The organism is Rhodococcus sp. IEGM 27, from assembly GCF_033142305.1.
GTDB lineage: Bacteria > Actinomycetota > Actinomycetes > Mycobacteriales > Mycobacteriaceae > Rhodococcus_F > Rhodococcus_F oxybenzonivorans.
In genome coordinates this window covers 42,813-67,685 of the sequence record NZ_JAWLSG010000008.1, presented here as the reverse complement: position 1 = coordinate 67,685, position 24,873 = coordinate 42,813, and the positions used below count along the sequence as shown (strand labels likewise).

General features: G+C 65.8%; 24 protein-coding genes, 1 pseudogene and 1 riboswitch. Of the genes and pseudogenes, 13 read left to right on the top strand and 12 right to left on the bottom strand.

Annotation, left to right across the window (positions count from 1 at the left end; genetic code table 11):
- Positions 1–20: 20 nt before the first annotated feature.
- From R4P95_RS24935 to R4P95_RS24925, 3 genes are read left to right on the top strand one after another with little or no spacing between them, the layout of a single operon-like run.
- Entirely contained in the window at positions 21–626 is a 606-nt protein-coding gene (locus R4P95_RS24935) for a pentapeptide repeat-containing protein (protein WP_109331440.1), read from the top strand.
- A 33-nt stretch (positions 627–659) separates the two neighbouring features.
- Positions 660–1,520 carry a bifunctional methylenetetrahydrofolate dehydrogenase/methenyltetrahydrofolate cyclohydrolase gene (locus R4P95_RS24930; protein WP_213577219.1) on the top strand — a complete coding sequence of 287 codons (861 nt, stop codon included), beginning with the start codon at positions 660–662 and terminating at the stop codon, positions 1,518–1,520.
- A 1-nt stretch (position 1,521) separates the two neighbouring features.
- Positions 1,522–1,806: a DUF3017 domain-containing protein gene (locus R4P95_RS24925; RefSeq protein WP_109331438.1), complete on the top strand. Its 285-nt coding sequence runs from the start codon at positions 1,522–1,524 to the stop codon at positions 1,804–1,806.
- 21 nt (positions 1,807–1,827) lie between these two features.
- Here the strand turns inward: R4P95_RS24925 and metX are convergent, their stop codons facing one another.
- Both metX and R4P95_RS24915 read right to left on the bottom strand, forming a co-directional pair.
- The gene (gene metX, locus R4P95_RS24920) at positions 1,828–2,946 is read right to left on the bottom strand and encodes a homoserine O-acetyltransferase MetX (RefSeq protein WP_397517753.1); all 1,119 of its coding nucleotides are present in this window, start codon (positions 2,944–2,946) and stop codon (positions 1,828–1,830) included.
- Positions 2,947–2,948: 2 nt separating this feature from the next.
- Positions 2,949–4,232: a bifunctional o-acetylhomoserine/o-acetylserine sulfhydrylase gene (locus R4P95_RS24915; RefSeq protein ID WP_213577221.1), complete on the bottom strand. Its 1,284-nt coding sequence runs from the start codon at positions 4,230–4,232 to the stop codon at positions 2,949–2,951.
- A 119-nt stretch (positions 4,233–4,351) separates the two neighbouring features.
- Positions 4,352–4,471, bottom strand: a riboswitch (SAM riboswitch).
- Between the two features lie 273 nt (positions 4,472–4,744).
- Between R4P95_RS24915 and R4P95_RS24910 the strand changes: the two genes are divergently transcribed.
- From R4P95_RS24910 to yhjD, 5 genes are all read left to right on the top strand, one after another.
- On the top strand, positions 4,745–5,968 hold the full coding sequence (locus R4P95_RS24910) for an NADP-dependent isocitrate dehydrogenase (protein WP_109331429.1): 1,224 nt from the start codon (positions 4,745–4,747) through the stop codon (positions 5,966–5,968).
- A gap of 214 nt (positions 5,969–6,182) precedes the next feature.
- The gene (locus R4P95_RS24905) at positions 6,183–7,406 is read left to right on the top strand and encodes an MFS transporter (RefSeq protein WP_213577222.1); all 1,224 of its coding nucleotides are present in this window, start codon (positions 6,183–6,185) and stop codon (positions 7,404–7,406) included.
- 35 nt (positions 7,407–7,441) lie between these two features.
- Positions 7,442–8,248, top strand: coding sequence for an exodeoxyribonuclease III (locus tag R4P95_RS24900; protein WP_213577223.1), 807 nt, complete (start codon positions 7,442–7,444; stop codon positions 8,246–8,248).
- 51 nt (positions 8,249–8,299) lie between these two features.
- Entirely contained in the window at positions 8,300–9,334 is a 1,035-nt protein-coding gene (gene trpS / locus R4P95_RS24895; protein ID WP_208961217.1) for a tryptophan--tRNA ligase, read from the top strand.
- A 5-nt stretch (positions 9,335–9,339) separates the two neighbouring features.
- Entirely contained in the window at positions 9,340–10,362 is a 1,023-nt protein-coding gene (gene yhjD / locus R4P95_RS24890) for an inner membrane protein YhjD (protein ID WP_213577224.1), read from the top strand.
- 9 nt (positions 10,363–10,371) lie between these two features.
- Here yhjD and R4P95_RS24885 read toward each other — a convergent pair whose 3' ends face one another.
- Positions 10,372–11,652, bottom strand: coding sequence for a D-alanyl-D-alanine carboxypeptidase family protein (locus tag R4P95_RS24885; RefSeq protein WP_213577225.1), 1,281 nt, complete (start codon positions 11,650–11,652; stop codon positions 10,372–10,374).
- Positions 11,653–11,938: 286 nt separating this feature from the next.
- Here R4P95_RS24885 and R4P95_RS24880 point away from each other — a divergent pair, with 286 nt between their 5' ends.
- Positions 11,939–13,408 (top strand): APC family permease, encoded by a 1,470-nt coding sequence (locus tag R4P95_RS24880; RefSeq protein WP_317746894.1) that lies wholly within the window; start codon positions 11,939–11,941, stop codon positions 13,406–13,408.
- Positions 13,392–14,787 (top strand): annotated as a pseudogene (locus R4P95_RS33660) (FAD-binding oxidoreductase). The gene R4P95_RS24880 and the pseudogene R4P95_RS33660 overlap by 17 nt, the downstream one beginning before the upstream one ends.
- Positions 14,788–14,916: 129 nt before the next feature.
- Here R4P95_RS33660 and R4P95_RS24865 read toward each other — a convergent pair.
- From R4P95_RS24865 to sdhC, 4 genes are read right to left on the bottom strand one after another with little or no spacing between them, the layout of a single operon-like run.
- On the bottom strand, positions 14,917–15,696 hold the full coding sequence (locus tag R4P95_RS24865; RefSeq protein WP_109331418.1) for a succinate dehydrogenase iron-sulfur subunit: 780 nt from the start codon (positions 15,694–15,696) through the stop codon (positions 14,917–14,919).
- Positions 15,696–17,447 carry a succinate dehydrogenase flavoprotein subunit gene (gene sdhA, locus R4P95_RS24860; protein WP_159925761.1) on the bottom strand — a complete coding sequence of 584 codons (1,752 nt, stop codon included), beginning with the start codon at positions 17,445–17,447 and terminating at the stop codon, positions 15,696–15,698. Before sdhA ends, R4P95_RS24865 begins: the two co-directional genes overlap by 1 nt.
- 15 nt (positions 17,448–17,462) lie before the next feature.
- A complete protein-coding gene (locus tag R4P95_RS24855) occupies positions 17,463–17,906 on the bottom strand; it encodes a succinate dehydrogenase hydrophobic membrane anchor subunit (protein ID WP_005239887.1) in 444 nt (147 codons plus the stop codon).
- A 1-nt stretch (position 17,907) separates the two neighbouring features.
- Positions 17,908–18,312, bottom strand: coding sequence for a succinate dehydrogenase, cytochrome b556 subunit (gene sdhC / locus R4P95_RS24850; protein ID WP_109335215.1), 405 nt, complete (start codon positions 18,310–18,312; stop codon positions 17,908–17,910).
- Positions 18,313–18,565: 253 nt separating this feature from the next.
- On the opposite strand from sdhC, the gene R4P95_RS24845 reads away from it, so the two are divergent.
- From R4P95_RS24845 to R4P95_RS24835, 3 genes are read left to right on the top strand one after another with little or no spacing between them, the layout of a single operon-like run.
- Positions 18,566–18,970, top strand: coding sequence for a cytidine deaminase (locus R4P95_RS24845; RefSeq protein ID WP_159925763.1), 405 nt, complete (start codon positions 18,566–18,568; stop codon positions 18,968–18,970).
- Positions 18,963–20,258, top strand: a complete 1,296-nt coding sequence (locus R4P95_RS24840; RefSeq protein ID WP_317746891.1) for a thymidine phosphorylase — start codon at positions 18,963–18,965, stop codon at positions 20,256–20,258. The genes R4P95_RS24845 and R4P95_RS24840 overlap by 8 nt, the downstream gene beginning before the upstream one ends.
- A gap of 9 nt (positions 20,259–20,267) precedes the next feature.
- Positions 20,268–21,353 carry an adenosine deaminase gene (locus R4P95_RS24835; RefSeq protein ID WP_213577229.1) on the top strand — a complete coding sequence of 362 codons (1,086 nt, stop codon included), beginning with the start codon at positions 20,268–20,270 and terminating at the stop codon, positions 21,351–21,353.
- 12 nt (positions 21,354–21,365) lie between these two features.
- On the opposite strand, the gene R4P95_RS24830 is transcribed toward R4P95_RS24835, so the two are convergent.
- Genes R4P95_RS24830 through R4P95_RS24810 form a run of 5 tightly spaced genes read right to left on the bottom strand, consistent with a single transcriptional unit; the run spans position 21,366 to position 24,824 of the window.
- The gene (locus R4P95_RS24830) at positions 21,366–22,607 is read right to left on the bottom strand and encodes a primosomal protein (protein WP_213577230.1); all 1,242 of its coding nucleotides are present in this window, start codon (positions 22,605–22,607) and stop codon (positions 21,366–21,368) included.
- A 48-nt stretch (positions 22,608–22,655) separates the two neighbouring features.
- Complete coding sequence (locus R4P95_RS24825) at positions 22,656–22,961, bottom strand: YbaB/EbfC family nucleoid-associated protein (RefSeq protein ID WP_317746890.1); 306 nt, start codon at positions 22,959–22,961, stop codon at positions 22,656–22,658.
- Positions 22,958–23,302 carry a hypothetical protein gene (locus R4P95_RS24820; protein ID WP_109335214.1) on the bottom strand — a complete coding sequence of 115 codons (345 nt, stop codon included), beginning with the start codon at positions 23,300–23,302 and terminating at the stop codon, positions 22,958–22,960. Before R4P95_RS24820 ends, R4P95_RS24825 begins: the two co-directional genes overlap by 4 nt.
- 8 nt (positions 23,303–23,310) lie before the next feature.
- On the bottom strand, positions 23,311–24,498 hold the full coding sequence (locus R4P95_RS24815) for a C40 family peptidase (RefSeq protein ID WP_213577233.1): 1,188 nt from the start codon (positions 24,496–24,498) through the stop codon (positions 23,311–23,313).
- A 2-nt stretch (positions 24,499–24,500) separates the two neighbouring features.
- The gene (locus tag R4P95_RS24810) at positions 24,501–24,824 is read right to left on the bottom strand and encodes a type VII secretion target (protein WP_317746889.1); all 324 of its coding nucleotides are present in this window, start codon (positions 24,822–24,824) and stop codon (positions 24,501–24,503) included.
- Positions 24,825–24,873 lie beyond the last annotated feature (49 nt).

The window sequence follows — 24,873 nt, the reverse complement described above, 5'->3', positions numbered from 1 at the left end:
TCGGGCGGCATGATGGACGGATGGATGCAGTGGAAGAAGTGGTGGGTGAGGACTTCGGCGACGCGCGACTCCCGGGTCAGGACTGGCGTCGGCGGCACTACACGAAGTGCCACTTCCGCGACGCCGATCTCAGTGGATTGCGCACGGAATCGGTGATCTTCACGGACTGCGACTTCACCGGTGCCGACCTGTCGGAGTCGCAGCATGTCGGAACGGCCTTTCGGTCCTGTTCGTTCACGCGGGCAACGTTGTGGCACAGCACGTTCCGGCATTGCAGCTTCCTCGGTTCCGAGTTCGACGGCTGCCGGTTGCGCCCGATGATCGTCGAGGAATGCGATTTCACGCTCGCCTCGCTCGGCGGCGCCGATCTGCGGGACCTCGACTTCACCGACTGTCGGTTCCGTGAGGCCAACCTCGTGCGAACCGACCTGCGGGGCACGGTTCTGCGTGCGGCTGACCTCCTCGGTGCCCGGACAGGGGGCGCTAAACTGGGCGGCGCTGACCTGCGGGGCGCCCACGTGGACGCACATCTGTGGACGGCGGCCTCACTCGACGGGGCACAGATCGAACTGACCCAGGCCATCGCCTACGCCGCCGCTCACGGGCTGGTGGTGGAACCGACCTGACGCATGTATCGGGTACCTGAGAGAATGGGCTCCGTGACTGCAACGATCCTCGATGGCAAGGCCACCCGTGACGAGATTTTCGAAGACCTGAAGGTGCGGGTGACCGCACTGAGGGACCAGGGCATCACACCCGGGCTCGGGACCGTCCTGGTGGGCGACGATCCGGGATCGGCGGCGTACGTGCGCGGCAAGCACAACGACTGCGCCAAGGTCGGGATCACGTCGATCCGTCGAGACCTTCCTGGTGATATCACCCAGGAGAAGCTCGACGCCACGATCGACGAGCTCAACGCCAACCCGGACTGCACGGGATACATCGTGCAGCTGCCGCTGCCCCGGCAGCTCGACGAGAACGCCGCCCTCGAGCGCATCGACCCCGACAAGGACGCGGACGGACTGCACCCCGTCAACCTCGGCCGGCTCGTCCTGGGCAAGGAGGCGCCGCTGCCGTGCACGCCGCGCGGAATCCTGCACCTTCTCCGGCGCTACGAGGTGCCGATCGAGGGGGCGCACGTGGTGGTCGTCGGTCGCGGTGTCACCGTGGGCCGCCCGATCGGTCTGCTGTTCACCCGGCGCAGCGAGAATGCCACCGTCACGCTCTGCCACACCCGTACGCGGGACCTGGCCGGCGAGGTCCGCCGCGCCGACATTGTGATCGCCGCGGCGGGTGTTCCCGGGCTGGTCACGGCCGACATGGTCAAGCCCGGCGCGGCCGTGCTGGACGTGGGTGTCAGCCGGACCGAGGACGGTTTGCGCGGAGACGTGGCGGCCGACGTCGCCGAGGTCGCCGGCTTCCTGTCACCGAACCCGGGCGGTGTCGGACCCCTCACCCGCGCATTCCTGCTGAGCAACGTCGTGGAGCGGGCCGAGCGCGTCGCGGCTTCTCGCGGCTGAGATGGCGGACTGGGGGCAGTTCGCGAAAAAGAATCTGCCGATGCTCGCCGTTCTCCTCGTCATCGCGGTGGCCGTCGTCTTCGTGCTGGCCGAACGGTGGCGACGGGGAGCGTTCGTCTTCGGTGCCGCGACGCTGCTGGCCGCGATCTTCCGCTTGACGATGCCCTCCGAGCGCGTGGGCCTTCTCGCCGTCCGCAGCAAGTCGTTCGACGTCGGCGCGCTGGTGGCCGTCGGGGGAGCCATCGTCTGGCTCGCCGTGTCGATCGACCCGCTCGGGACCGACTGACGGTCCCGAGCAGGCGGAACGTCAGCGCCCTGTGCGGGCAAATTCCATCGTCTCGGCAAGCAGCTTGGCCACGGCATCGGCCTCGGTGAGGAACCCGTCGTGGCCGTCCCGGGAGTTGAGTACCCGGAGGCCGTCGCAGGTGGGGATCTCGTTGGCGAGGTCCTCCTGCAGGCGGATCGGATAGAGCCGATCCGAATCGACGCCGCCCACGATCACCGGTGCAGTCACGGTGGCGAGCGCAGCGGCGACCCCACCGCGGCCGCGGCCGACGTCGTGCCGGTTCATCGCCTCGCTGAGAAGCACATAGGTGCTCGGATCGAACCTGCCGACCAGCTTGTCCGCCTGGTGCTGCAGATAGCTCTCGACGGAATACCGGCCGCCGCGCCACGGGTCCTCGCCCACCTGCGGGGAGTTCGCGAACCGCGAATCGAGCTCGCTCTCGCTGCGGTAGGTGAGATGCGCGATCCTGCGGGCGATGCCGAGCCCGGTACGGGGAATCCGCCCGGTGCCGTGATAGTCGCCGCCCTGCCAGTCGGGGTCGCTGATGATCGCTTCGATCTGCGTGGTCTGGGTACCGATCTGGTCCGCGGTCGCGCGGGCACCGACGGCCAGGACGAGTGCGGACGCGATCCGGTCGGGGTAGGTGACGGCCCATTCGAGGGCGCGCATTCCGCCCATCGACCCGCCGATGACCGACGCCAGCTTCCCGATGCCGAGAAGGTCGGTGAGTTTCTTCTCGGCCGCAATCTGGTCGCGGATGGAGATCTCGGGAAAGCGGCTGCCCCACGGACGGCCGTCTTCGGCGAGCGAACCCGGCCCTGTCGTGCCCCGGCAACCGCCGAGCACGTTGGTGGCGACGACGCACCATTCGTCGGTGTCGATCGGTGCACCCGGACCCACCATCCCGCTCCACCAGCCGGGTGAAGGATGTTCGTCGGACATGGGGCCGGTCACGTGGGAGTCGCCGGTCAGAGCGTGCTCGACCAGAACCACGTTGTCCCGAGTAGGGGACAGCTCGCCCCAGCGCTGCACGGCGAGGGTGACCGACGGAAGGACGGCTCCACTCTCGAGCTCGAGAGAACCGATGTCGATGTAGCCCAGACGTCCGTCCGACACGGGCAGCTGCTGCAGTGCGCTCACGGTCAAGATGCCGCCGCCGTCAGGCCGGTTTCGATATCGGCGATGATGTCGTCGATTCCCTCGATGCCCACGGCGAGGCGGACCAGCCCGGGGGTGACGCCGCTGGCAGCCTGCTCCTCGGGGGTCAGCTGCGAATGGGTGGTGGACGCGGGATGGATCACCAGGGAACGCACGTCACCGATGTTGGCGACGTGGCTGTGCAAGGTGAGAGCGTTGACGAACTTCTTTCCGGCGTCGATTCCGCCGGCGAGTTCGAACGTCACGATGGCGCCTGCGCCCTTGGGAGCGATCTGCTTGGCGCGCTCGTGCCAGGGTGAGGAAGCGAGCCCGGTGTACCCGACCGAGACGACCTCGGGCCGGGCTTCGAGGTACTGGGCCACGGTGGTCGCGTTCGACACGTGCCGTTCCATACGCAGGCTCAGCGTTTCGAGGCCCTGTGCGATGAGGAACGCGTTGAAGGGCGAGATCGCGGAACCGAGGTCGCGCAGCAGTTGCACCCGCGCTTTGAGGGCGTAGGCCGGTGGACCGAGTTCGGCGAAGACGACCCCGTGGTAGCTGGGGTCAGGGGTAGTGAAGTTCGGGTGCCGGCCTTGGGTCCAGTCGAAGGTGCCGCCGTCGACGATCACACCGGCGATCGCCGTGCCGTGGCCGCCGAGGTACTTGGTGGCCGAATGGACCACGATGTCCGCGCCGTGTTCGAGCGGGCGGATGAGGTAGGGCGTGGGTACGGTGTTGTCGACGATCAGCGGTATGCCGTGCTGATGCGCGATGCCGGAGATGCCCGGGAGGTCGAGGACGTCGTTCCGCGGATTCGACACGGTCTCGCCGTAGAAGGCCTTGGTGTTGTCGCGAATCGCGCCGCGCCACTGCTCGAGGTCGTCGGGATCCTCGACGAACGAGACCTCGATGCCGAGCTTGGGCAGCGTGTAGTGGAAGAGGTTGTAGGTGCCGCCGTAGAGACGGGGGCTGGAGACGATGTGGTCGCCGGCCTCGGCGAGGTTGAGGATCGCGAAGGTCTCCGCGGCCTGCCCGGAGGACAGCAGCAGGGCCGCGACGCCCCCTTCGAGTGCGGCGATGCGCTGCTCGACGGCGTCCTGGGTGGGGTTCATGATGCGGGTGTAGATGTTGCCCGGCTCGGCCAGGCCGAACAGTGCGGCAGCATGATCGGTGTTGTCGAAGGTGTACGAGGTGGTCTGGTAGATCGGCAGTGCCCGCGCCTTCGTGGTGGCGTCGGATGTCTGCCCGGCGTGGATCTGCTTGGTCTCGAACGACCAGTTCTCGGTCATGTGCTGTCTACTCCAGTGGTCTGACGAGGCGCGGACGACATATTCGGGATCGTTCGCGCACAGGGCGTGGCTGGGGTCTATCTACGACAACAACAACACATCATGAACCTCCGATGTCGGACCCGCGCTTGTCACCCGACTGCGTGTTAATCAGGGAACCAGGTCATCACCCGGGGCACCCCACCGCGGTGGAGGGTTGCCGGCCAGCTAGCCGGGGCTCGTTGCTGGCACTCATGACCTCTGGTGATCTTAGCGGCTGGAGCCGAACGACCGGAAACGGCACCGATCAGGGCCCCTAGCAGGGAAAAGTTACCCGCGAGTAGGAGCAGGTTGCAGGGCCCCAGGTGTTGCGAGCCCGGCGCATAGCAGTACGCTTGTCTTGTTTAGGCGCGGTCTCCCAGCGACCGTCCTGACCGTCTACGTTTGATAAGCGAACCGTTCGCGGACCCACTCACAAAGTGTGCCCGCAACCGTGTAACCAGGGAAACTTCCTAGGAGGACGCGAAGCACCCATGTCCAAAATCAAGGTTGAGGGCACCGTCGTCGAACTCGACGGCGACGAGATGACGCGCATTATCTGGCAGTTCATCAAAGACAAATTGATCCATCCTTACCTGGATGTGAACCTCGAGTACTACGACCTCGGCATCGAATACCGGGACGAGACCGACGACCAGGTGACCGTCGACGCGGCCAACGCCATCAAGAAGCACGGCGTGGGCGTCAAGTGCGCGACCATCACCCCGGACGAGGCCCGTGTCGAGGAGTTCGGCCTGAAGAAGATGTGGCGGTCGCCCAACGGCACCATCCGTAACATCCTCGGTGGAACGATCTTCCGTGCGCCGATCATCATCTCCAACGTTCCGCGACTGGTTCCGGGCTGGACCAAGCCGATCATCATCGGCCGCCACGCGTTCGGTGACCAGTACCGCGCCACCGACTTCAAGGTTCCCGGCCCCGGCAAGGTGATGATCACCTACACGCCCGAGGACGGCAGCGAGCCGATCGAGCACGAGCTGGTGAACTTCCCCGAGGACGGCGGCGTCGTCCAGGGTCAGTACAACTTCACCAAGTCCATCACGGACTTCGCCCGGGCCTCGCTCAACTACGGCCTGCAGCAGAACTACCCGGTCTACCTGTCGACCAAGAACACGATCCTCAAGGCGTACGACGGCGCGTTCAAGGACATCTTCCAGCACGTCTACGAAACCGAGTTCAAGTCGGAGTTCGACGCGGCAGGTCTGACCTATGAGCACCGCCTCATCGACGACATGGTGGCGTCGGCGCTCAAGTGGGAGGGCGGCTACGTCTGGGCGTGCAAGAACTACGACGGCGACGTGCAGTCCGACACTGTGGCCCAGGGCTTCGGATCGCTCGGCCTCATGACCTCCGTGCTGCTGACCCCGGACGGAAAGACCTGTGAAGCGGAGGCCGCACACGGCACCGTGACGCGTCACTTCCGTCAGCACCAGCAGGGCAAGCCGACGTCCACGAACCCCATCGCGTCCATCTTCGCCTGGACCCGTGGACTCGAGCACCGCGGCAAGCTGGACAACACCCCCGACGTCATCGCCTTCGCGCAGAAGCTCGAGGACGTGGTCATCAAGACCGTCGAGGGTGGCCAGATGACCAAGGACCTCGCGATGCTGGTCGGCGGCGATCAGGGCTTCCTGACCACCGAGGAGTTCCTCGGTGCGCTCGACATCAACCTCCAGAAGGCCATCGCCGAGCAGTAAGCACACAGCACCTCCAGCAGTACAGATACGGGACGTTCCCTCTGTGGGGACGTCCCGTTCTGTGTTCGCAGGTCAGCCGTGGGTGAGTGAGCTCACGGCCGTTCTCTGCACGTCCGGGCCGGAACAGGGAAGAGAATCCTTCCGGAGGTGGTTGCCGACTGAGGCGCTCTCTGCCGTGTAGTCGTGTACGTCCCTATTCGAAAGTGTGTCTTCTGTGAGCACCTCCACGTCCGTCCGCCCCGAGCCGGCCGGTGTCGTCGCGCATCATTCGTCGGTCCGCACGCTCGCCATGGTCGCGCTCGCCCTGGGTGGCTTCGGCATCGGGACCACCGAGTTCGTCGCCATGGGCCTCCTGCCCGACATGGCGGCGAGCCTGGGCATCAGCGAGCCGACTGCGGGGCACGTCATCTCGTCGTACGCGCTGGGAGTGGTCGTCGGGGCGCCGCTCATCGCCGCCCTGACGGCGCGAGTGCAACGCAAGACGCTGCTGATCGCGTTGATGGCCGCCTTCACGCTCGGCAACTTCGCCACCGTGCTGGCACCGAACTATGGGGTCCTGATGGCTGCACGCTTCGTGGCGGGCCTACCGCACGGTGCCTATTTCGGTGTCGCAGCACTCGTCGCCGCACACCTCGCGGAGCGTGGCAAGCGGGCCAAGGCCGTGGCCCTCGTGATGATGGGACTGTCCGTGGCCAACGTCGTGGGTGTGCCCGCCGCGTCGTGGCTGGGCCAGAATCTCGGCTGGCGTAGCGCCTTCGTCCTCGTTGCCGGCATCGGCACGGTGACCCTCGTCGCCATCTGGTCCTGGCTGCCTCCACTCGCGGCGATGCGGATGACCAATCCGCTCACCGAACTCGGCGCCCTCCGCCGTCCTCAGGTGTGGATGACGCTGATCATCGGCATGGTGGGGTTCGGCGGCATGTTCGCCGTCTACACGTACATCAGTACGACGCTCACCGATGTCGCCGGCCTCTCGCGGTCCCTGGTGCCACTGGCGCTGATGATCTACGGGCTCGGCATGGTGGCGGGCAATCTCCTCGGCGGCCGACTGGCCGACCGGGCACTGGTTCCCGGTCTCTTCGTCTCGATGACGGCGCTCGGGGTGCTCCTCGCGGTTTTCGTTTTCGCCTCCCGCAACCCGTACACGGCGCTCGTGCTCGTCTTCGGCGTGGGCGCGGCCGGTGCCTCGATGGTGCCGGGGCTGCAGACCCGGCTGATGGACGTCGCCGCGGACGCCCAAACGCTCGCGGCGTCCCTCAACCACGCCGCGCTCAACATCGCGAACGCCTTCGGAGCCTGGATCGGTGGTGTCGTGATCGCGGCCGGCTACGGGTACACCGCGCCCGCCGCGGTCGGTGCGCTGCTCGCCGTGGCCGGGCTCGTGGTCCTCACCGTGGCGGTCGCCATGGAACGCCGCAGCTCCCGTTCGTCTCGGTAGCCGCGCTGTCGTACGCGTCCGCTACGGTGCTTGCCGTGCCACACATCATCACCACCGTCAATGTCAACGGCGTTCGCGCCGCCGCCCGCAAGGGGCTCACCGAGTGGATCGAGCGCACAGAGGCCGACGTCGTGTGCCTGCAGGAGACGCGGGCGTCCGACGAACAGCTGGCCGAGACTCTCGCGCCTGCGCTGGCGAGCGGCTGGCATCTCGCGTCCGCAGAGCCGTCGGCGAAGGGACGCAACGGTGTCGCCGTCCTCTCGCGTAGACCGGCGGACGCCTTTCGGGTGGGTCACGGTGACGAGGAGTTCCTGGGAGCGGGCCGGTACCTCGAGGCCGACTTCGACGATCTGACGGTCGCGAGCCTGTACCTGCCGTCCGGCGAGGCGCAAACGCCCCGGCAGGAGGAGAAGGAACGGTTCATGCAGTCCTTCGGCCGCTACCTGGCGGACAGCGCCCGCGCTGCGGTCGCCGCCGGGCGGCACATGGTGGTATGCGGCGACTGGAACATCGCTCACACCGAACTCGACCTGAAGAACTGGAAGACCAACAAGAAGAATTCCGGGTTCCTGCCACACGAGCGGGAATGGATGAGCGCTCTCTTCGCGGAGGACGCCCATTGGGCTGACGTGGTGCGTCTCCTCCACCCCGACATCGCAGGCCCGTACTCGTGGTGGTCCTACCGGGGAAAGGCGTTCGACAACGACTCCGGGTGGCGCATCGACTACCAGATCGCCACCAGAGCGCTCGCGGAACGCGCCAAGCAGGCCGTGGTCGAGAGAGCTGAGAGTTACGACCAGCGGTGGTCGGATCACGCACCCGTCACCGTCCAGTACCGCTGACCCCGGTATCTGATTCGTCTCGTTCCGCCCCACGTGAAAAGATCAGTACTCATGTCGACCCCTGCAGATCAGAAGCCCACCGCCAGGCCCCGGGTGCTCTCCGGCATCCAGCCCACCGCCGACTCGTTCCACCTCGGCAACTTCCTGGGCGCGCTGCAGCAGTGGGTTCCTCTGCAGGACGAATTCGACGCGTTCTACTTCATCCCGGATCTGCACGCGATCACCGTCGCGCAGGATCCCAAGGAGTTGCGTCGTCGCACCAAGATCGCTGTGGCCCAGTTGCTCGCCGTCGGAATCGACCCCGACCGCTCGACGCTGTTCGTGCAGAGCCAGGTTCCGGAGCATGCGCAGTTGGCGTGGGTGCTCAACTGCATCACCGGTTTCGGTGAGGCCAGCCGCATGACGCAGTTCAAGGACAAGTCCGCAAAACAGGGCACCGAGAACGCCAGCGTCGGCCTGTTCACCTACCCGGTGCTGATGGCCGCCGACATCCTGCTCTACCGGCCGCAGCGTGTACCAGTCGGCGAAGACCAGCGCCAGCACCTCGAATTGGCCCGCGATCTCGCCCAGCGGTTCAACACCCGGTTCGGCAAGGCGTTCGTGATCCCCGAGGCCCAGATCATCAAGGGCACCGCCAAGATCTTCGACCTGCAGGATCCGACGTCGAAGATGAGCAAATCGGGGCCGAGTCCCTCCGGTTTGATCAATCTGCTCGACGACCCCAAGGTATCCGCGAAGAAGATCAAGTCCGCCGTGACCGACAACGAGCGGGAGATCCGCTACGACCGGGAGACCAAACCTGGTGTGAGCAACCTGCTGACCATTCAGTCCGCACTGTCCGGCACGCCTATCGAGACATTGGTGGCGGGCTACGAGGGCAAGGGATACGGCGATCTGAAATCCGATACGGCCGACGTTCTCACCGACTTCGTGACACCGTTACGGGCGAAGGTCGACGAGTTCCTCGCGGACGAGGCCGAACTGGATCGGATCATCGCAGCCGGTGCGCACCGCGCCCGTGAGGTGTCGTCGCAGACGCTGGCGACCGTGTACGAGAAGGTCGGGTTCCTGACACCGAAGGGTTGAGCACCGTGGCGGACGAAGCGAGCATCCTCGAGAAACAGCGGGCAGCGCGCCCCTGGTTCGACCACGTGATACGGGCCGCCGGGCGATATCAGCAGCAGAAGGGCGACTACTACGCCGCAGGAATCACGTATTTCAGTGTGCTGGCACTCATTCCGATTCTGATGATCGCGTTCGCCATCGCCGGTTTCGTACTCGCCGGCCAGCCCGAGTTGTTGCAGGAACTGCAGGAGAGCATCACCAAGAATGTTCCCGGGAGTCTCGGGGACACGCTCAACACCGTCATCGATTCGGCGATTGCGTCCCGCGCCGGCGTGGGTGTCCTCGGCCTGCTCGGCGCCGCCTACGCGGGGCTCGGGTGGATGGCGAATCTGCGCGATGCCCTCACCGCGATGTGGGAAAGTACCCACGAATCGCCGGGCTTCCTGAAGACCAAGCTGGGTGATGCGGGGGCTCTCATCGGACTCGGTCTGGCGATGGTGGTGTCGCTGGGCGCATCGGCCCTCAGTAGCGGTCCGGTGGCAGGCACAGTCGTGAGTGTGTTGAACCTCGGCAACATCGCGGGCATCGACCTCGGTTTGCGCGTCCTGTCGACGCTGGTGTCCGTGGTCGCTACCTGGGCGGTGTTCACCTGGGTGATCTCCCGCCTACCCCGCGAACCTGTTGCCTTCCGCAGTGCGATGAAGGCGGCTGTGCTCGCCGCGGTGGTGTTCGAGGCCTTCAAGCAGGTCGGGGCCATCTATCTCTCGATCGTCACCAGCGGTCCGGCCGGCGTGGCGTTCGGACCCATCATCGGTCTCCTGGTCTTCATCTACCTGACGTGCCGGATGCTGCTCTTCGCGACCGCGTGGGCGGCCACTACCCAGGAGAGTCTCGCGCTCGCCTTCGTCCCCCCGCCGGATCCGGCGGTCATCACGCCTCGCGTCCAGGTGAACGAAGGTCCCGGGATCGGCGGCGGACTCGCTCTCGTCGGCGCAGGCGCACTCGCCGCGCTGGGACTGTCCGGCCTTCTGTTCCGCAGTAAACGCTGACGGCGGCAGTCAACGACGGCGCAGGAGGCGCCACGCCCACAGCAGCAGCACGAGGATGATCGCCGAACCGCCGACGCCTACACCGATGCGCAGAGCCGTGGTGTCGTGGGCGCGATCGGAGCTGGAGGCGACGCCAGAGCTGGTCGTGTCAGCCGAATTCTGATCCGGCGTTGCTGCAAGTACCGCGCCCGAGGAGTCCTCGGACGGTTCGAGATCAATGAGGGAACCCACCTCCGCGTCTGAATCGAGCCCGAATCCGTAGTCCAGCAACCGGGCGGCCTGTTCCCAGGGCCGGATGGGTTGAGCTTCGGCGCCCATGAGAGTGACCACTAATCGACGGCCACCGTGGTCGGCGCCGCCGACGTAGGTGTGGCGCGCATCGTCCGTGAATCCGGTCTTGCCGCCCAGTGCGCCGGGATAGTTGTAGAGCAGTTGGTTGTCGTTGGCCAACGCGAATGGGGGACGGTCCTGATCCTCGGGAATCGCGGGGTCCCTGGGGAATCCGGGGAATTGCACAGTCTCCGTGGAGATCAGCTCGGCGAACGTCGGGTTCTTCATCGCGGCGTGGAAGATCAGGGCCAGGTCGAACGGGGAGCTGCTCATGCCGGGCCCGTCCAGCCCGGACGGCGTCGCTGTACGGGTGTCGTGGGCGCCGAGAGTGTCGGCGAGGCGGTTCATCTTCTCGACCGCGATCTCGTCGCCGCCCAACTGCCGTGCCAGCAGATGAGCCGCATCGTTACCCGACGCCATCACCAGGCCCTGCATCAGTTGTCGATTCGTGTATCGGCCGTTCTTGCCGATCCCGACGGCGCTGCCCTCCACCTCGGCGTCTTCGGCGGTGGCCGTCACAGTCTTGTCGAGGTCGAGCTCATCGAGAGCCACGAGCGCCAGCAGCATCTTGATAGTGCTGGCCGGGCGGTATCGGCCGTGCGGGTCCTTGGCAGCGAGTACGGCACCGCTGTCGATGTCCGCGACTACCCATCCCGACGCGGAGATGTCCGCGGGAGGTGGCGGTGCGTCGTCGGGAAGAACCACCCCGCAGGCACCGAGCTTCGCACCCCCGACAGGGCGGTCGGGCACGGCCATCGCGCTCGGTGTCGGATCACCCGGCCGAGGAACCTCCGAAGAGTCGACGGCGGGAGCGGGAGACGACCGGTTCGGACAGTTGTCGGTGTTGGGAGTGGTGAACGGCGTCGACGTGGGCGGCGGCGGAACGACGGGAGGAATGGCGCCCGCAGACGTCACCGAGAGTCCGGCGAAGAGAACCCCGGACACGACTGCGATACCCACTCGACGCCACCTCATCGAAGAAGGAGCGTATGCCATGGGTACCGAGCGCGAGAAAAGCACTGGCCGAGTGACATCCATTCGTGACGTCGGGGCGAGTCCGGCGGGCCTCACCCTGAAAGTGAGCGAGGTATTTAGGGAGCCGAACCAACGCTGACATACGTATCCAGTAGGGGGAGTATGAAACAGACCAGTCTCGCTCTGATGGTGGGAACGAGCGTCGCGACATCGTCGTTCCCAAGCGATCCGCACTTCCGGCAATTCCCGATTCTGATGTGAGGCGGCCGAGATGACGGCAGAAGATGTGGTGGGCGCGCAGACCGCAGACCGAGAATGTCGCGATTGCGGCTATAAGCCGGAGCTGAAGCGCACCCTGGGCTCCTTCCAGGTGTTCGCGGTGTCGTTCGCGTTCATCTCGGTGGCGGTCGGGATCTTCGGCACGTACAACGACGTCCTCCGAGACGCCGGTCCGGTGGGCATCTGGCTCTGGGTCGTCGTCGCACTAGGTCAGACCCTGATCGCCTTGGTGATCGCCCAATTCGCGGCCCGAATACCACTCAGTGGCTCCTCCTACCAATGGGCGTCGCGGCTGGCGAACCCGAAAGTCGGCTGGTTGTTCGGGTGGCTGACCTTTTGTTATCTCGCCATCGGTGTGGTGACGGTGGACAATGCCATGGCAAGCAGCGCACTCATGCCCCTGTTCGGCATGCAGCCCGACGAAGGCACCGCACGGGTGATCACGCTCGTCGTGGTGCTCATTCAGGCGGTCTTCGTCGTGTTCTCCACGCGTCTCGTCGGCTTGATCACGTCGGGCGCGGTGGGGCTGGAGCTGGTGATCGTCGTGGTGCTGGCGATCGGGCTTTTCGTCGCTGTGGCGTTCTCGGGCAAGGGCTCGATCGGCAACCTCACCTCACGCGGCATCGCCGAGGGCGCCCCCAATTATTTCGCCGTCGGCGGTGGGTTGATGGCTGCGATGATCATGGGGCTTGCCACGCTCGTCGGGTTCGACTCCGCGGCGAACATGGCCGAGGAGGCGAAAGACCCGTTTCGCAGTGTTCCGCGGGCGATCGTGGGGTCGGTGGTGGCGGCAGGCGTCCTGGGACTGGTGTTCCTGGTAGCACTCACCATTGCGATCGACGACGTCGCCCGGGTCAGTGCCAGTGACACACCGGTGGCGGCGATTCTGCGCGATCAGTTGGGTCCGGTGATGGAGAGGACGCTGCTGGTCGCGATCGCGTTCGCCTTCTTCGGCGCCGGGATGGTGACCCTGGCCACCTGCTCGCGGATGGTGTTCGCCATGTCGCGCGACGCACGTTTCCCTGCTTACCGACTGATGCGCCGGGTCAACCCGCGCACGCAGACACCTATTCCGGCGACCATCTTGATCGTCGTCGTGGGGGTAGTCCTGATGGCTGCGTTGCCGGGTGGGGCGCTGCTCGAGCTGCTCACGGTGGGAACGGTCATTTCAGCGGTCCTCTACGGCGCGATAATTGTCCTCTACCTTGCGGTGCGCAAGCGTTTGGATCGTAAGGAGGGCGCGTTCGACCTCGGGCGCTTCGAGATGCCGATCGCGTACGGCGCCCTCGTGTGGTCGGCGGTGGTGCTGTTCGTGATCATGTCGCCCTCGAGTGCTGTGACGGCACTCCTGATTGCGCTCGGTGTGCTCCTCGCGGGAGGGGTGTACTTCCTCTACCTACTGGTGTTCACACGCGAGGTACTGGAAACCGAGCCGGGAGACGCCGATGTCTTCTCGCACTGACCTGAAAGTGAACAGATGACTCTCACCACGGCAGATCTGACGGGCGAGGTCGTGCGTGCGGGTGACGACGGCTACGAAGCGGCGCGGGTCGGCTGGAACCGTGTGTATTCGCACTATCCCGAGGCGATCGTGTTCTGCTGCAGTACACAGGACGTGGTCAACGCGGTCCGATGGGCACGTACGGAAGGCATTGCCCTGCGGGTGCGCAGCGGACGCCACAGTCTCGAGGGTTGGTCGTCGCTCGACGGGGGCCTGGTCATCGACGTCAGTCGGATGAAGAGCGTCGTCATCGACGACACTGCGCGCACGGCGACGGTCGGGACGGGGCTGACGCAGCAGGAGACGGTCGCGGCGCTGGGACAACGCGGATTCGTCGTTCCGACCGGCTCGGAGGGTGGGGTCGGTCTGGGCGGCGTGGTCCTCGGCGGTGGCTTCGGGCTACTGACCCGCAGCTTGGGCATGGCATGCGACAACCTCCTCGCCGCCGAGATCGTGGTGGCCGACGGCTCCCGTTCGGCGACGGTCGTCCAGGCCACCGAGCACGACAACCCGGACCTGCTGTGGGCGTGCCGCGGCGGCGGTGGAGGCAACTTCGGGATTGCGACCTCGTACACGTTGAAGCTGCACGAGCTCTCGACCGTCACTTACCTGGTCGCAAGGTGGACCGGTCACGACCACCTGGGCGACCTGCTGCGCACATGGCAGCGCGAGGCGCCGATCGCCGACGAGCGGCTGACCAGTGCGCTGGAAGTGGATTCCACGGCGGTCGAGCTGTCTGCTCTGCTGCACGGTGGCTCACGGGCAGGGCTCGAGGACGAGCTACGTCGCTGCTCGCGATCGGCACGCCCGACGTCACCGTGACGGAGGGCGCCTGGCCGACCATCTACGGCGACGTCGACAGGGGTCCGGACGACGTACCGTTCTGGAAGTTCCACTCTCAGTTCGTCAGTCGTCCATTCCCCGACGAGGCAATCGATCTGATCGTCCGCTATATGAGCAACACGCCCAGCCCGCCGAGCAACTTCTTCTGCTCGAGCTTCGGCGGAGCCGTACGGCACGCGCCACCCGGTGGATCGGCGTTCCCGCACCGCGACGCGCTGTTCTACTGCGAGCCGGGCGCGGCCTGGAACGACCGCGCCCTGAACTCGAAGGCACTGAGTTGGGCGGCCGACTTCTGGCGCGCACTGCGCCCCTACGGTGACGGCGCCTACGTCAACGTACCCAACGCTGCCGCATCGGACTGGGAGCGCGAGTACTACGGCTCGCACTGCGAGCGGCTACGCCAGGTGAAGACCGCCTACGATCCGGACAACGTCTTCAATTTCGAGCAGAGCGTGCCCGTGTCACCGGCTGGACCGAGGTCGTCGACGGCGAGGTGATTTCCCCGCCGAGCCTGCCGCGCATCAGATTGCGGCGGGAGGGGAGGGGCCACAGCCCAGAGCGCCTGCGGTAACCGTGTCCGGTTACCGCAGGCGCTCGGGAACTGCTGGTGTGCGGGGAAATTTCGTTCAGCGCGCGAACAGCAATGCGCGTTTGACTTCCTGGATCGCCTTCGTGACCTGGATGCCACGCGGGCATGCGTCGGTGCAGTTGAAGGTGGTCCGGCAGCGCCAGACACCGTCCTTGTCGTTCAGGATGTCGAGGCGCTCCGAGGCGCCCTCGTCACGGCTGTCGAAGATGAAGCGGTGCGCGTTGACGATGGCAGCGGGACCGAAGTAGCTGCCGTCGCTCCAGTACACGGGGCACGACGTCGTACAGCAGGCGCACAGGATGCATTTGGTGGTGTCGTCGAAACGCGCGCGATCGTGCTGCGACTGGATGCGCTCGCGGGTGGGCTCGTTGCCGGTGGTGATGAGGAACGGCTTCACGGCGCGGAATGCGTCGAAGAAGGGTTCCATGTCGACGACGAGGTCCTTCTCCACCGGCAGACCCCTGATGGGCTCGACGGTGATCGTGACCGGCTTGCCGTCCTTGGGCAGCATGTCCTTCATGAGGAGCTTGCAGGCCAGACGGTTGACGCCGTTGATCCGCATCGCGTCCGAGCCGCACACGCCGTGGGCGCAGCTGCGCCGGAACGTGAGGGTGCCGTCGAGGTAGCCCTTCACGTAGAGGAGCAGGTTCAGCATGCGGTCGGTGGGCAGCGCCGGCACCTGGAAGCTGTCCCAGTGCTGACCCTCGCCCGACTCCGGGTTCATCCGCGCGATCTTGAGGGTGACCATGACGGCGCCCTCGGGGATGGCAGGGAGATCCGACTTGTCTTCGCTCTTGTCGACTGCAGGTGCGCTCATCAGTACTTACGCTCCATCGGCTCGTAACGGGTCTGAACTACCGGCTTGTAGTCGAGACGGATGTCGGAGAGCAGGCCGTCGCCCTCCTTGTATGCCATCGTGTGCTTCATGTACTCGGCGTCGTTGCGGTCGGGGAAGTCTTCGCGAGCGTGGCCGCCGCGGGACTCCTTGCGGTTGAGCGCACCGACGACGGTGACCTCTGCCATTTCGAGCAGGAAGCCGAGCTCGACGGCCTCGAGCAGGTCGCTGTTGTAGCGCTTGCCCTTGTCCTGCACCGTGATGTGGTTGTAGCGCTCCTTGAGGGCGCGTACGTCCTTGAGGGCCTGAGTGAGGCGCTCTTCGGTCCGGAACACCGACGCGTTGTTGTCCATGGACTGCTGCAGTTCGCTGCGGATGTCCGCGACACGCTCGTGGCCGTGATCGGAGAGGATGAGTTCCATCCAGTCCTCGACCATCTTCTGCGGGGCATCGGGGAGGGGCACGAACTCGGTGGTGTTCGCGTGCTCCGCGGCGGCGATGCCGGCGCGGCGTCCGAAGACGTTGATGTCGAGCAGCGAGTTGGTGCCGAGGCGGTTGGCGCCGTGCACGGAGACGCAGGCGCATTCACCGGCGGCGTACAGGCCGGCGACGATGTCCTCGTTGTTTCGCAGGACCTCACCGTTGATCTTGGTGGGGATACCGCCCATGACGTAGTGGCACGTCGGGTACACCGGCACCGGTTCCTTGACCGGGTCGACACCGAGGTAGGTGCGGGAGAACTCCATGATGTCCGGGAGCTTCTCGTCGAGGACTTCCTCGGGAATGTGGGTCACGTCGATGTAGACGTAATCCTTGTTCGGTCCGGCGCCGCGGCCCTCGAGTACCTCGAGCACCATCGAGCGGGCGACGATGTCACGCGGAGCGAGGTCCTTGATGGTGGGGGCGTACCGCTCCATGAAGCGCTCACCGTCCGCGTTACGGAGGATGCCACCTTCACCACGCACCGCCTCGGAGATGAGGATGCCGAGCCCGGCCAGGCCTGTGGGATGGAACTGGTGGAACTCCATGTCCTCCAGCGGCAGGCCCTTGCGGAAGATGATGCCCATGCCGTCACCGGTGAGGGTGTGGGCGTTGGACGTCGTCTTGTACATGCGTCCCGAGCCGCCCGTGGCGAACACGATCGACTTCGCGTGGAACACATGGATCTCGCCGGTGGCCAGCTCGTAGGCGATGACGCCGGTGGCAACCGGGCCGTTCTCCGTCTCGGTGATGGCGATGTCGAGCGCGTAGAACTCGTTGAAGAACTCGACGTCGTGCTTGACGCAGTTCTGGTACAGCGTCTGCAGGATCATGTGGCCGGTGCGGTCGGCGGCGTAACACGCACGGCGCACAGGCGCCTTACCGTGATCGCGGGTGTGGCCACCGAAACGACGCTGGTCGATCTTGCCCTCGGGAGTGCGGTTGAACGGCAGTCCCATCTTCTCGAGGTCGAGCACCGCGTCGATGGCTTCCTTCGCCATGATCTCGACGGCGTCCTGGTCGGCGAGGTAGTCGCCGCCCTTGACGGTGTCGAAGGTGTGCCACTCCCAGTTGTCTTCCTCGACGTTCGCCAGTGCCGCGCACATGCCGCCCTGGGCAGCGCCCGTGTGGCTGCGGGTGGGGTAGAGCTTGGTCAGAACCGCGGTGCGGGCGCGCGGCCCGGCCTCGATCGCTGCGCGCATGCCGGCGCCGCCGGCACCGACGATGACCACGTCATAACGGTGTTCCTGCATGAAGTCTGTGCTCCCCTAGCTCGCCGAGATATTGGGGTCGAAGGTGAAGATGACGTACGTGCCCAGGCCCATGATCAGGATCATCGAGAGAACGAGGATCGTGGTCAGCCAGAAGCGCGTGGAGTCCTTGCGGGAGTAGTCCGCAATGACGGTCCGGAGTCCGTTGCCGCCGTGCAGCTGGGCAAGCCAGAGCATGGTGAGGTCCCAGAACTGCCAGAACGGGCTGGACCAGCGGCCTGCGACGAACGCGAAGTTGATGCGGTGCACACCGTCGTCGAGCATCAGCATGATGAACAGGTGGCCGAGGACGAGGAAGATCAGCGCGAGACCGGAGAACCGCATGAACAGCCAGGCGTACAGCTCGAAGTTGTTCTTCGACGTCCGGCGTGGTGAGCGCGGGTTGTCCAGGCTGGCGGGACGGTCGTAGGTCTTGCCGAGACTCTTGGCTTCTGTCGTCATGTCAGTGCCCCGCAAACATGTTGTAGAAGATGCGGCCGGCGCCCGGGATCATCACCAGGAACCAGATCGCGAGAATGACCCAGAGCATGAGGCGCTGGTATTGCGGTCCCTTGGACCAGAAGTCCACCAGCATCACCCGGACACCGTTCAGTGCGTGGTACAGCACCGCGGCGACGAGCGCGAGTTCCATGAGCCCGACGATCGGGTTCTTGTAGGTCTCGATGACACTGTCGTACGTGTCGGGATTCACGCGCACCAGCGCGGTATCCAGCACGTGGACGAAAAGGAAGAAAAACGTCATTACGCCTGTGATCCGGTGCAAAACCCAGGACCACATTCCGGGGTCGCCCCGGTAAAGCGACCGTGTGCGCTCCTTGGCCGGAGCGGCTTCAGTCGTGCTACTCATCGAGTGCTGTGCCTCCAACGTCATTGGTGGACGCGTCGAGCCTGCGTAGCTTTTCGGGGGTACCTCAGCTGGACCCGACGAGATCCTGAACCGACTTCTCTGAACTGTAAACCCAACAGAATCTCGGGAACTAACTCGACTCCGGATTCGTACAGCCTGCGGAAACGAAGTTAGGTTTGCCTCCCCAAATCGAAATGACGGCTTCAGGGGGATTCTCTGCATCCATTCAGTGGGCATGATTGGATGGTCAACCATGAGCGAGATCGATTGGAATCTGTTGCGCGCCAACGCGCAACGGGTGATGAGTAGGGCCTATGCGCCCTACTCGGGATTTGCCGTGGGTGCGGCTGCGCTGGTGGACGATGGGCGAATTGTCGTCGGATGCAATGTGGAAAATGTCTCATACGGGTTAGGGCTCTGCGCCGAGTGTGTACTGGTCGGTAACTTATTTGCGGGCGGGGGAGGCAGGCTGCTGGCCTTCACCTGCTGTGACGCGGCCGGGGAGATACTGATGCCGTGTGGACGTTGTCGTCAGCTACTCCTCGAGCACGGAGGCCCTCGATTGCTCGTCGATCACCGAGCCGGAATCCGGCCGTTGGACCAGTTGCTGCCGGACGCCTTCGGTCCGGACGAGACCGAAAGGATCCGCCGTGCATGATGCCGCCTCGATCATCGCCGCCAAACGAGACGGCCGAGAGCTGACCGGTGCAGAGATCGACTGGGTCGTGGAGGCATTCACCCACGGAGTCGTCGCCGACGAGCAGATGTCGGCGCTGGCGATGGCGATCTACTTCCGTGGCATGACCCGCGAGGAGGTGAGCCGATGGACCACCGCGATGATCTCTTCGGGTCGCCGGCTCGACTTCACGCACCTGGGACGCCCCACGGTGGACAAGCACTCGACAGGGGGAGTGGGCGACAAGATCACCCTGCCGTTGTCGCCCCTCGTCGCCGCGTGCGGGGCCGCCGTACCGCAGCTGTCCGGCCGCGGCCTCGGCCACACCGGGGGGACACTCGACAAGCTGGAGGCGATCCCCGGCTGGCGCGCCGACCTCGACACCTCCGAGATGGCCGAAATCCTGTCCGACCCGGCTATCGGCGCCGTGGTGTGCGCGGCCGGTGCCGACCTCGCCCCCGCCGACCGGCGGCTGTATGCGCTGCGCGACGTGACCGGGACCGTCGAATCGATTCCTCTGATCGCCAGCTCGATCATGAGCAAGAAGATCGCGGAAGGCACCGAAGCGCTGGTGCTCGATGTGAAAGTGGGGTCGGGCGCGTTCATGAAGAAGCTCGACGATGCGCGCGAGCTCGCGCAGACGATGGTGGATCTGGGGAACGACGCCGGGGTGCGGACACTGGCGTTGCTCACGGCGATGGACGCACCCCTCGGGCTCACCGCCGGCAACGCCCTCGAGGTACGGGAGGCGGTGGAGGTGCTGGCGGGCGGCGGCCCCGCCGATGTGGTCGAGCTCACCCTCGAGCTGGCCCGAGAGATGCTGAAAGCAGCGGGAATCGACGGAGTCGACCCCGCGGACAAGCTTCGGGACGGGTCCGCCATGGACCGCTGGCGGGCCATGATCGGGGCGCAGGGCGGCGACCCCGACGCCCCGCTCCCGAAAGCCCGCCACACCGAGGTGATTCTCTCGGAGACCGAGGGTGTGGTGTGTGGTCTCGACGCCATGGCGGTCGGTCTCGCTGCGTGGCGGCTGGGCGCGGGTCGAGCGCGCCAAGGTGAGGCGGTGCAGGCGGCGGCAGGCATCGAGATGCACGCGAAGCCGGGGCAGACCGTCTCGGTCGGCACTCCGCTCGCCACGCTGCACACGGACACGCCGGAGCGGTTCAGGGCGGCGAAGGTGTCACTCGCCAATGCATGGACCATCGTCGCCGACGCGCCGAGCGTGACGGCTCCGCTCGTCATCGAGCGAATCGAGGAGCCCTCAGGCTAACGTCGACGCATGACCGCACTGGATCTGTCGGCCCTGCGCCGAGCGCCGAAGGTGTTGCTACACGACCATCTCGACGGAGGTCTCCGGCCCGAGACAGTTCTCGAACTGGCCCGCGACTGCGGGTACGACGGATTGCCCGCCGATACCGCGCCGGCACTCGCCACCTGGTTCCGCGAGGCTGCGGACAGCGGCTCGCTCGAGCGTTACCTGGAGACGTTCGCTCATACGGTTGCGGTGATGCAGACACCGACAGGGCTGGAGCGGGTGGCCCGGGAATGCGCGGAGGATCTGGCGGACGACGGCGTGGTATACGCCGAGGTCCGCTTCGCTCCCGAGCAGCACCTCGAGGAGGGGCTGACGCTCGATCAGGTGGTGGAGCAGGTACTGCTCGGCTTCCGGGCGGGGGAGTCGGCCGCGGAGACGCGCGGTCAGCGAGTGCGCGTGGGGGTTCTGCTCACCGCGATGCGGCACGCGGCGCGAAGCCGGGAAATCGCAGAACTCGCAGTGCGGTTCCGCGACCGCGGTGTGGTCGGTTTCGATATCGCCGGAGCCGAGGCCGGTAACCCGCCGAGCCGTCACCTCGACGCGTTCGAATACATGCGCAACAACAATGCGCACTTCACCATCCACGCCGGCGAGGCATTCGGCCTGCCGTCGATCCACGAGGCCATCGCCTTCTGCGGCACGGACAGGCTGGGGCACGGGGTTCGGATCACCGATGACATCACGATCGGCGACGACGGTGTCCCCGTTCTGGGATCGCTCGCGAACTATGTGCGCGACAAGCGGATTCCGTTGGAGCTGTGTCCGAGTTCGAACATTCAGACCGGAGCGGTCGATGCCCTCGAGAATCATCCGTTCGGCCTGCTCGCACAGTTGCGGTTCAGGGTGACGGTCAACACCGACAACCGGTTGATGAGCGATACCACGATGAGCCGCGAAATGCTTCGACTGGTCGAAACGTTCGGTTACGGCTGGACGGACCTCGAGCGCTACACGATCAATGCCATGAAGTCGGCGTTCATCCCGTTCGATCAGCGACTCCAGCTGATCGACGAAGTGATCAAGCCGGGATTCGCCGTCCTCGTGGGCTGAGCGTTTGCGTGCCTACATCGCGCGCAGGCGAGCCTCGAATTCGCGCTCGAGGGTTCGCCATGCGTCGGCCTCGGCGTCGTACGGCGCGCTGGGCGCCAGACGGGTCGGGTCGGGGTCGAGAATGAACGACACGTACCAGCCGAGCGGGTCGGACGTGGCGAGCGCGGTTTCCACCGAGTCGTCGTCGGCGAAGTCCGCTGCATCGGTGAACAATTCGACGGCGAGGTCGAGTTGGTCCGCGTCCACGGCTTTCGGTCCGGCGGCCAGGTCGTCGGCCAAACCGGGAAGGACGTACACGTTCTCGTCCGTGACCTCCACCTCGAGTGAGCCGTCCACGGCCGCCACCTGAATCTCTTCGTAGGTGCTGACCTGGGCAAGGGCGTGGTCGTGGTTGTCGGCAAGGTAACGCGCGAGGGCACGCTCCGAGGTGAACACGAAGATCATGCCTTCGCGTCCCAGGAAGAGAGCGTCATCGTCGAGATAGCACCGAAGGGTGAAGTAGGTGCCGCCCGAGGTGATGATCTTGATGGGATCGACGCCCACCGAGCCCCAGAACGAGTCGTCCTCGTCGTCGTCTTCTTCTTCCAGATCGAGGGGAACGAACTCCTCCTCTTCTTCGGCCTCCGCGGCGTCGTCCACGTCCACGGTGTTCTCGTCGGCGGCCAGCAACTCTGCTTCCGCAACGGCCACCGCATCGGCGTCGACGTCGGGGGTGGACACGATGCCGTCGATGGCGTCGAGGACGTCGTCCCAGCCTTTCGCTATGGCCGTTCCGATCTGGCTCCAGAGCTCTTCGCCTTCGCGACCCTCGAATGCACTCACACCTGCGGGGAGCGCGCCGAGGATCGGATTGGCGCTGAAGAATTTGACGACGGCGTCGAGCTCGCAGACTTCGCCGATGTTGCGCACCATGTTGAGCGTGTCTTCGAGTTCGCTGACAACGATGGCGTCGGGGTCGCTCGCAGCGAGTTCCGGCACCCCGATCAGATCGAAGCAGAAGTTCTCGTCCGGTTCGAGTTCGGCAGCGGACAGCCCGGATACGACGCTCCACGCAGGATGCTCGACGAGATCGTTGTCGGTATTCGTGCGGATGAACGCAGCCAACTCCGCCACTGATTCGAACCCGTACAGGTCTTCTTCGTGACCCAGGAATGCTTCCCACTCGTCGTCGCCCTCACGCCACCGTGGGGCCCACAGTGTGACGAGGTCGCCGTCGGTGAGACCTAGTTCGATCGGGACGATGTCTCCAGCCATGGCGGGAAGCCTATCGACCCGGCGGCCAAAGATATACCCGGCCCATGGCTAGACCTTCCCGAACTCGTCGTGCAACGTCGTCATGACCTGGCTGCGCTGTTCGGCGGCCAGGCGCGCGGCCTCCTGGGTGGTGCCGGCAATCAGCGTGGCCAGGGCCGCAGGGTCGAGGCCGGAGATGGAATCGTTCATCCACAGGCCGGTCAGGGTTCCGTTGCCGTCCACCTCGGCGGTGACGTGATCGGACTCACTCGAGGCGCGGGCCTTGATCGACCGCAGTCCCTCGAGTGCTTCCTCGAGGAGAGCGACCTGTTCGGTGGCACGGCCGACGATGGTGTCCATTTCGTGTTCGCTCACAGTGGTCGCATCCAGCTCGTCGGGGCGGGTTCTTCCTCGTCCTCGGCGGCCTGGGCCGCTGCCACGTCGGCGCGGGTGGGCAGACCGAGCTTGTCGAGCACGTCGGCAGGCATTCCGTCACGGGCCAGTTCGTCGCGGCGCCGTGCGCCGGCTTCCATGGCGGAACGACGGCACAGCGTCAGAATCTCGTCGGCGAGGCGCTGGCCGCCGTAGCGCAGTTCTCGCGGATCGATGCGAAGTTCGAGGGGGAGACCGTGCTCGGTGGTGCGCACCGACACGGTGCCCGATCGATTGCTCACTGCTGCCGTGACTCCGGCCGGGGGTGGGGTGGGAGGAAACATGATTCCTGTCATTCGGTAGGTCGGTAGAAGCCGTAGAAGCCCATGCCGCTGTTACTGGTTCGGATGGGGCCCACCTGCACGGGGTCACCGGCCTCCACGAGTTGGCCGTTGCCGATCACCATTGCCACGTGTCCGTCCCACACGGCCAGATCGCCCGGCATCAAATCGCCTGGGTCGACCGCGGTACCCACGTTCTGCTCCTGTGCAAGACGTGGAATCCCTACTCCGGCTTCGCCATACGCCCATTGCGTCAGACCGCTGCAGTCGAGGCCCTCGCCGGGAGCGGTGCCACCCCAGACATACGGGACACCTTGTTGTGACAGCGCATTGCGGACGGCGTCGGCGGCTTCCTTGTTTGGTGCCAGGGCAGTGCTGCCGTCCGGGAGAACAACCTCGACGCCCTCACCGCTGTGCGTGGCGTCGGAAGTGGCGGCGCCGCGGCCGGTAACTCCGGAATTGCCCATGAGGGAATCCGATCGGCTCCCACTCGCGCCCCGGCCACCCGAAGAGGCGATGTTCGAGACCGGACTCATCAATCCGGACATCGACGGCGCGCTCGACGAACTCGCGAATCCGGACGCCGCGCGACTCATCGGGTCGGCGCCCGCGGGGGACACCGGCGTTGCGGACGCGGGCACGGTGCTCGCGGCGGACGTGCTCGCGGGAGCAGTGGCGGCGGGCGCGGTCGGTGTGTCCTCGGCAGGGGTGAGCTCCACCATTCGCGCGGTCTGCTCACTCAGTTGGGTCCGCACCGCGGCGACGACGGTGGTCGCTCTCCCGAGATGGTCGATCGCGGCAGCGATGATCATGGCTTGTCCCGGAGGGGTGGCGAGCGCCGGTCCGGCCGCGATCGCGAGGGAGAGGAACGACTGCAGGATCTCCTGCAATTGCGCCATTCCGGCCCGCACGATCTCGGACGCCTCGGCCACGACGGCAGCCATGTCGTTGCCGCGATCGGCGACGGCGACCGTGGATCGTTGCGCCTCTTCGGTCTTCACGATCGCGCCCGTACCGCCTCGTCCTTCCCAGTCGCCGTAGACGGCGCTGATCCCGGTTCGCCCGGTGTCGTGCACGGCGTCGATGGCGACCGAGGATGCACGGAGAGCGTCAGCCGGACCGCCCGCGGGGAGGACACCGCTGCCGAAGGCACCGAGGAGATCGAGCATTGGGCGGGCGAGTATATCGATGGGGATCATGATCAGGCCCCCAGTACGACAGCATCGGCGGCGAGCGCAGCCGTCGTGGCCATGTCGGTGCTGTCGTAGTTGGCGGCGTTGGCCAGCGCGGTCGTGCTGATCGCGCCGAGAACACCCGCGAGCTTCTCGATCGACGCCAGGTGCGCGGCGTGCGCCGTGGCGAAGGCGGCGACGAAGTCTCCGCCGATCACGCCGAACACCGGTCCGAGCAGCAGCGGGCCCGCCGCCGCAGCAGCGAGCCCGGCCGCCTGCATCTCTGCCCCCATGGTCGCGGCCGTGGCCGCGAACGTGGCGATACTCGCGGTATCCGCCCTCAAGTCGTTCATCGTCAATCCCCCCAGTCGGATTTGATACCGGTCACCTTATTGGACGCCG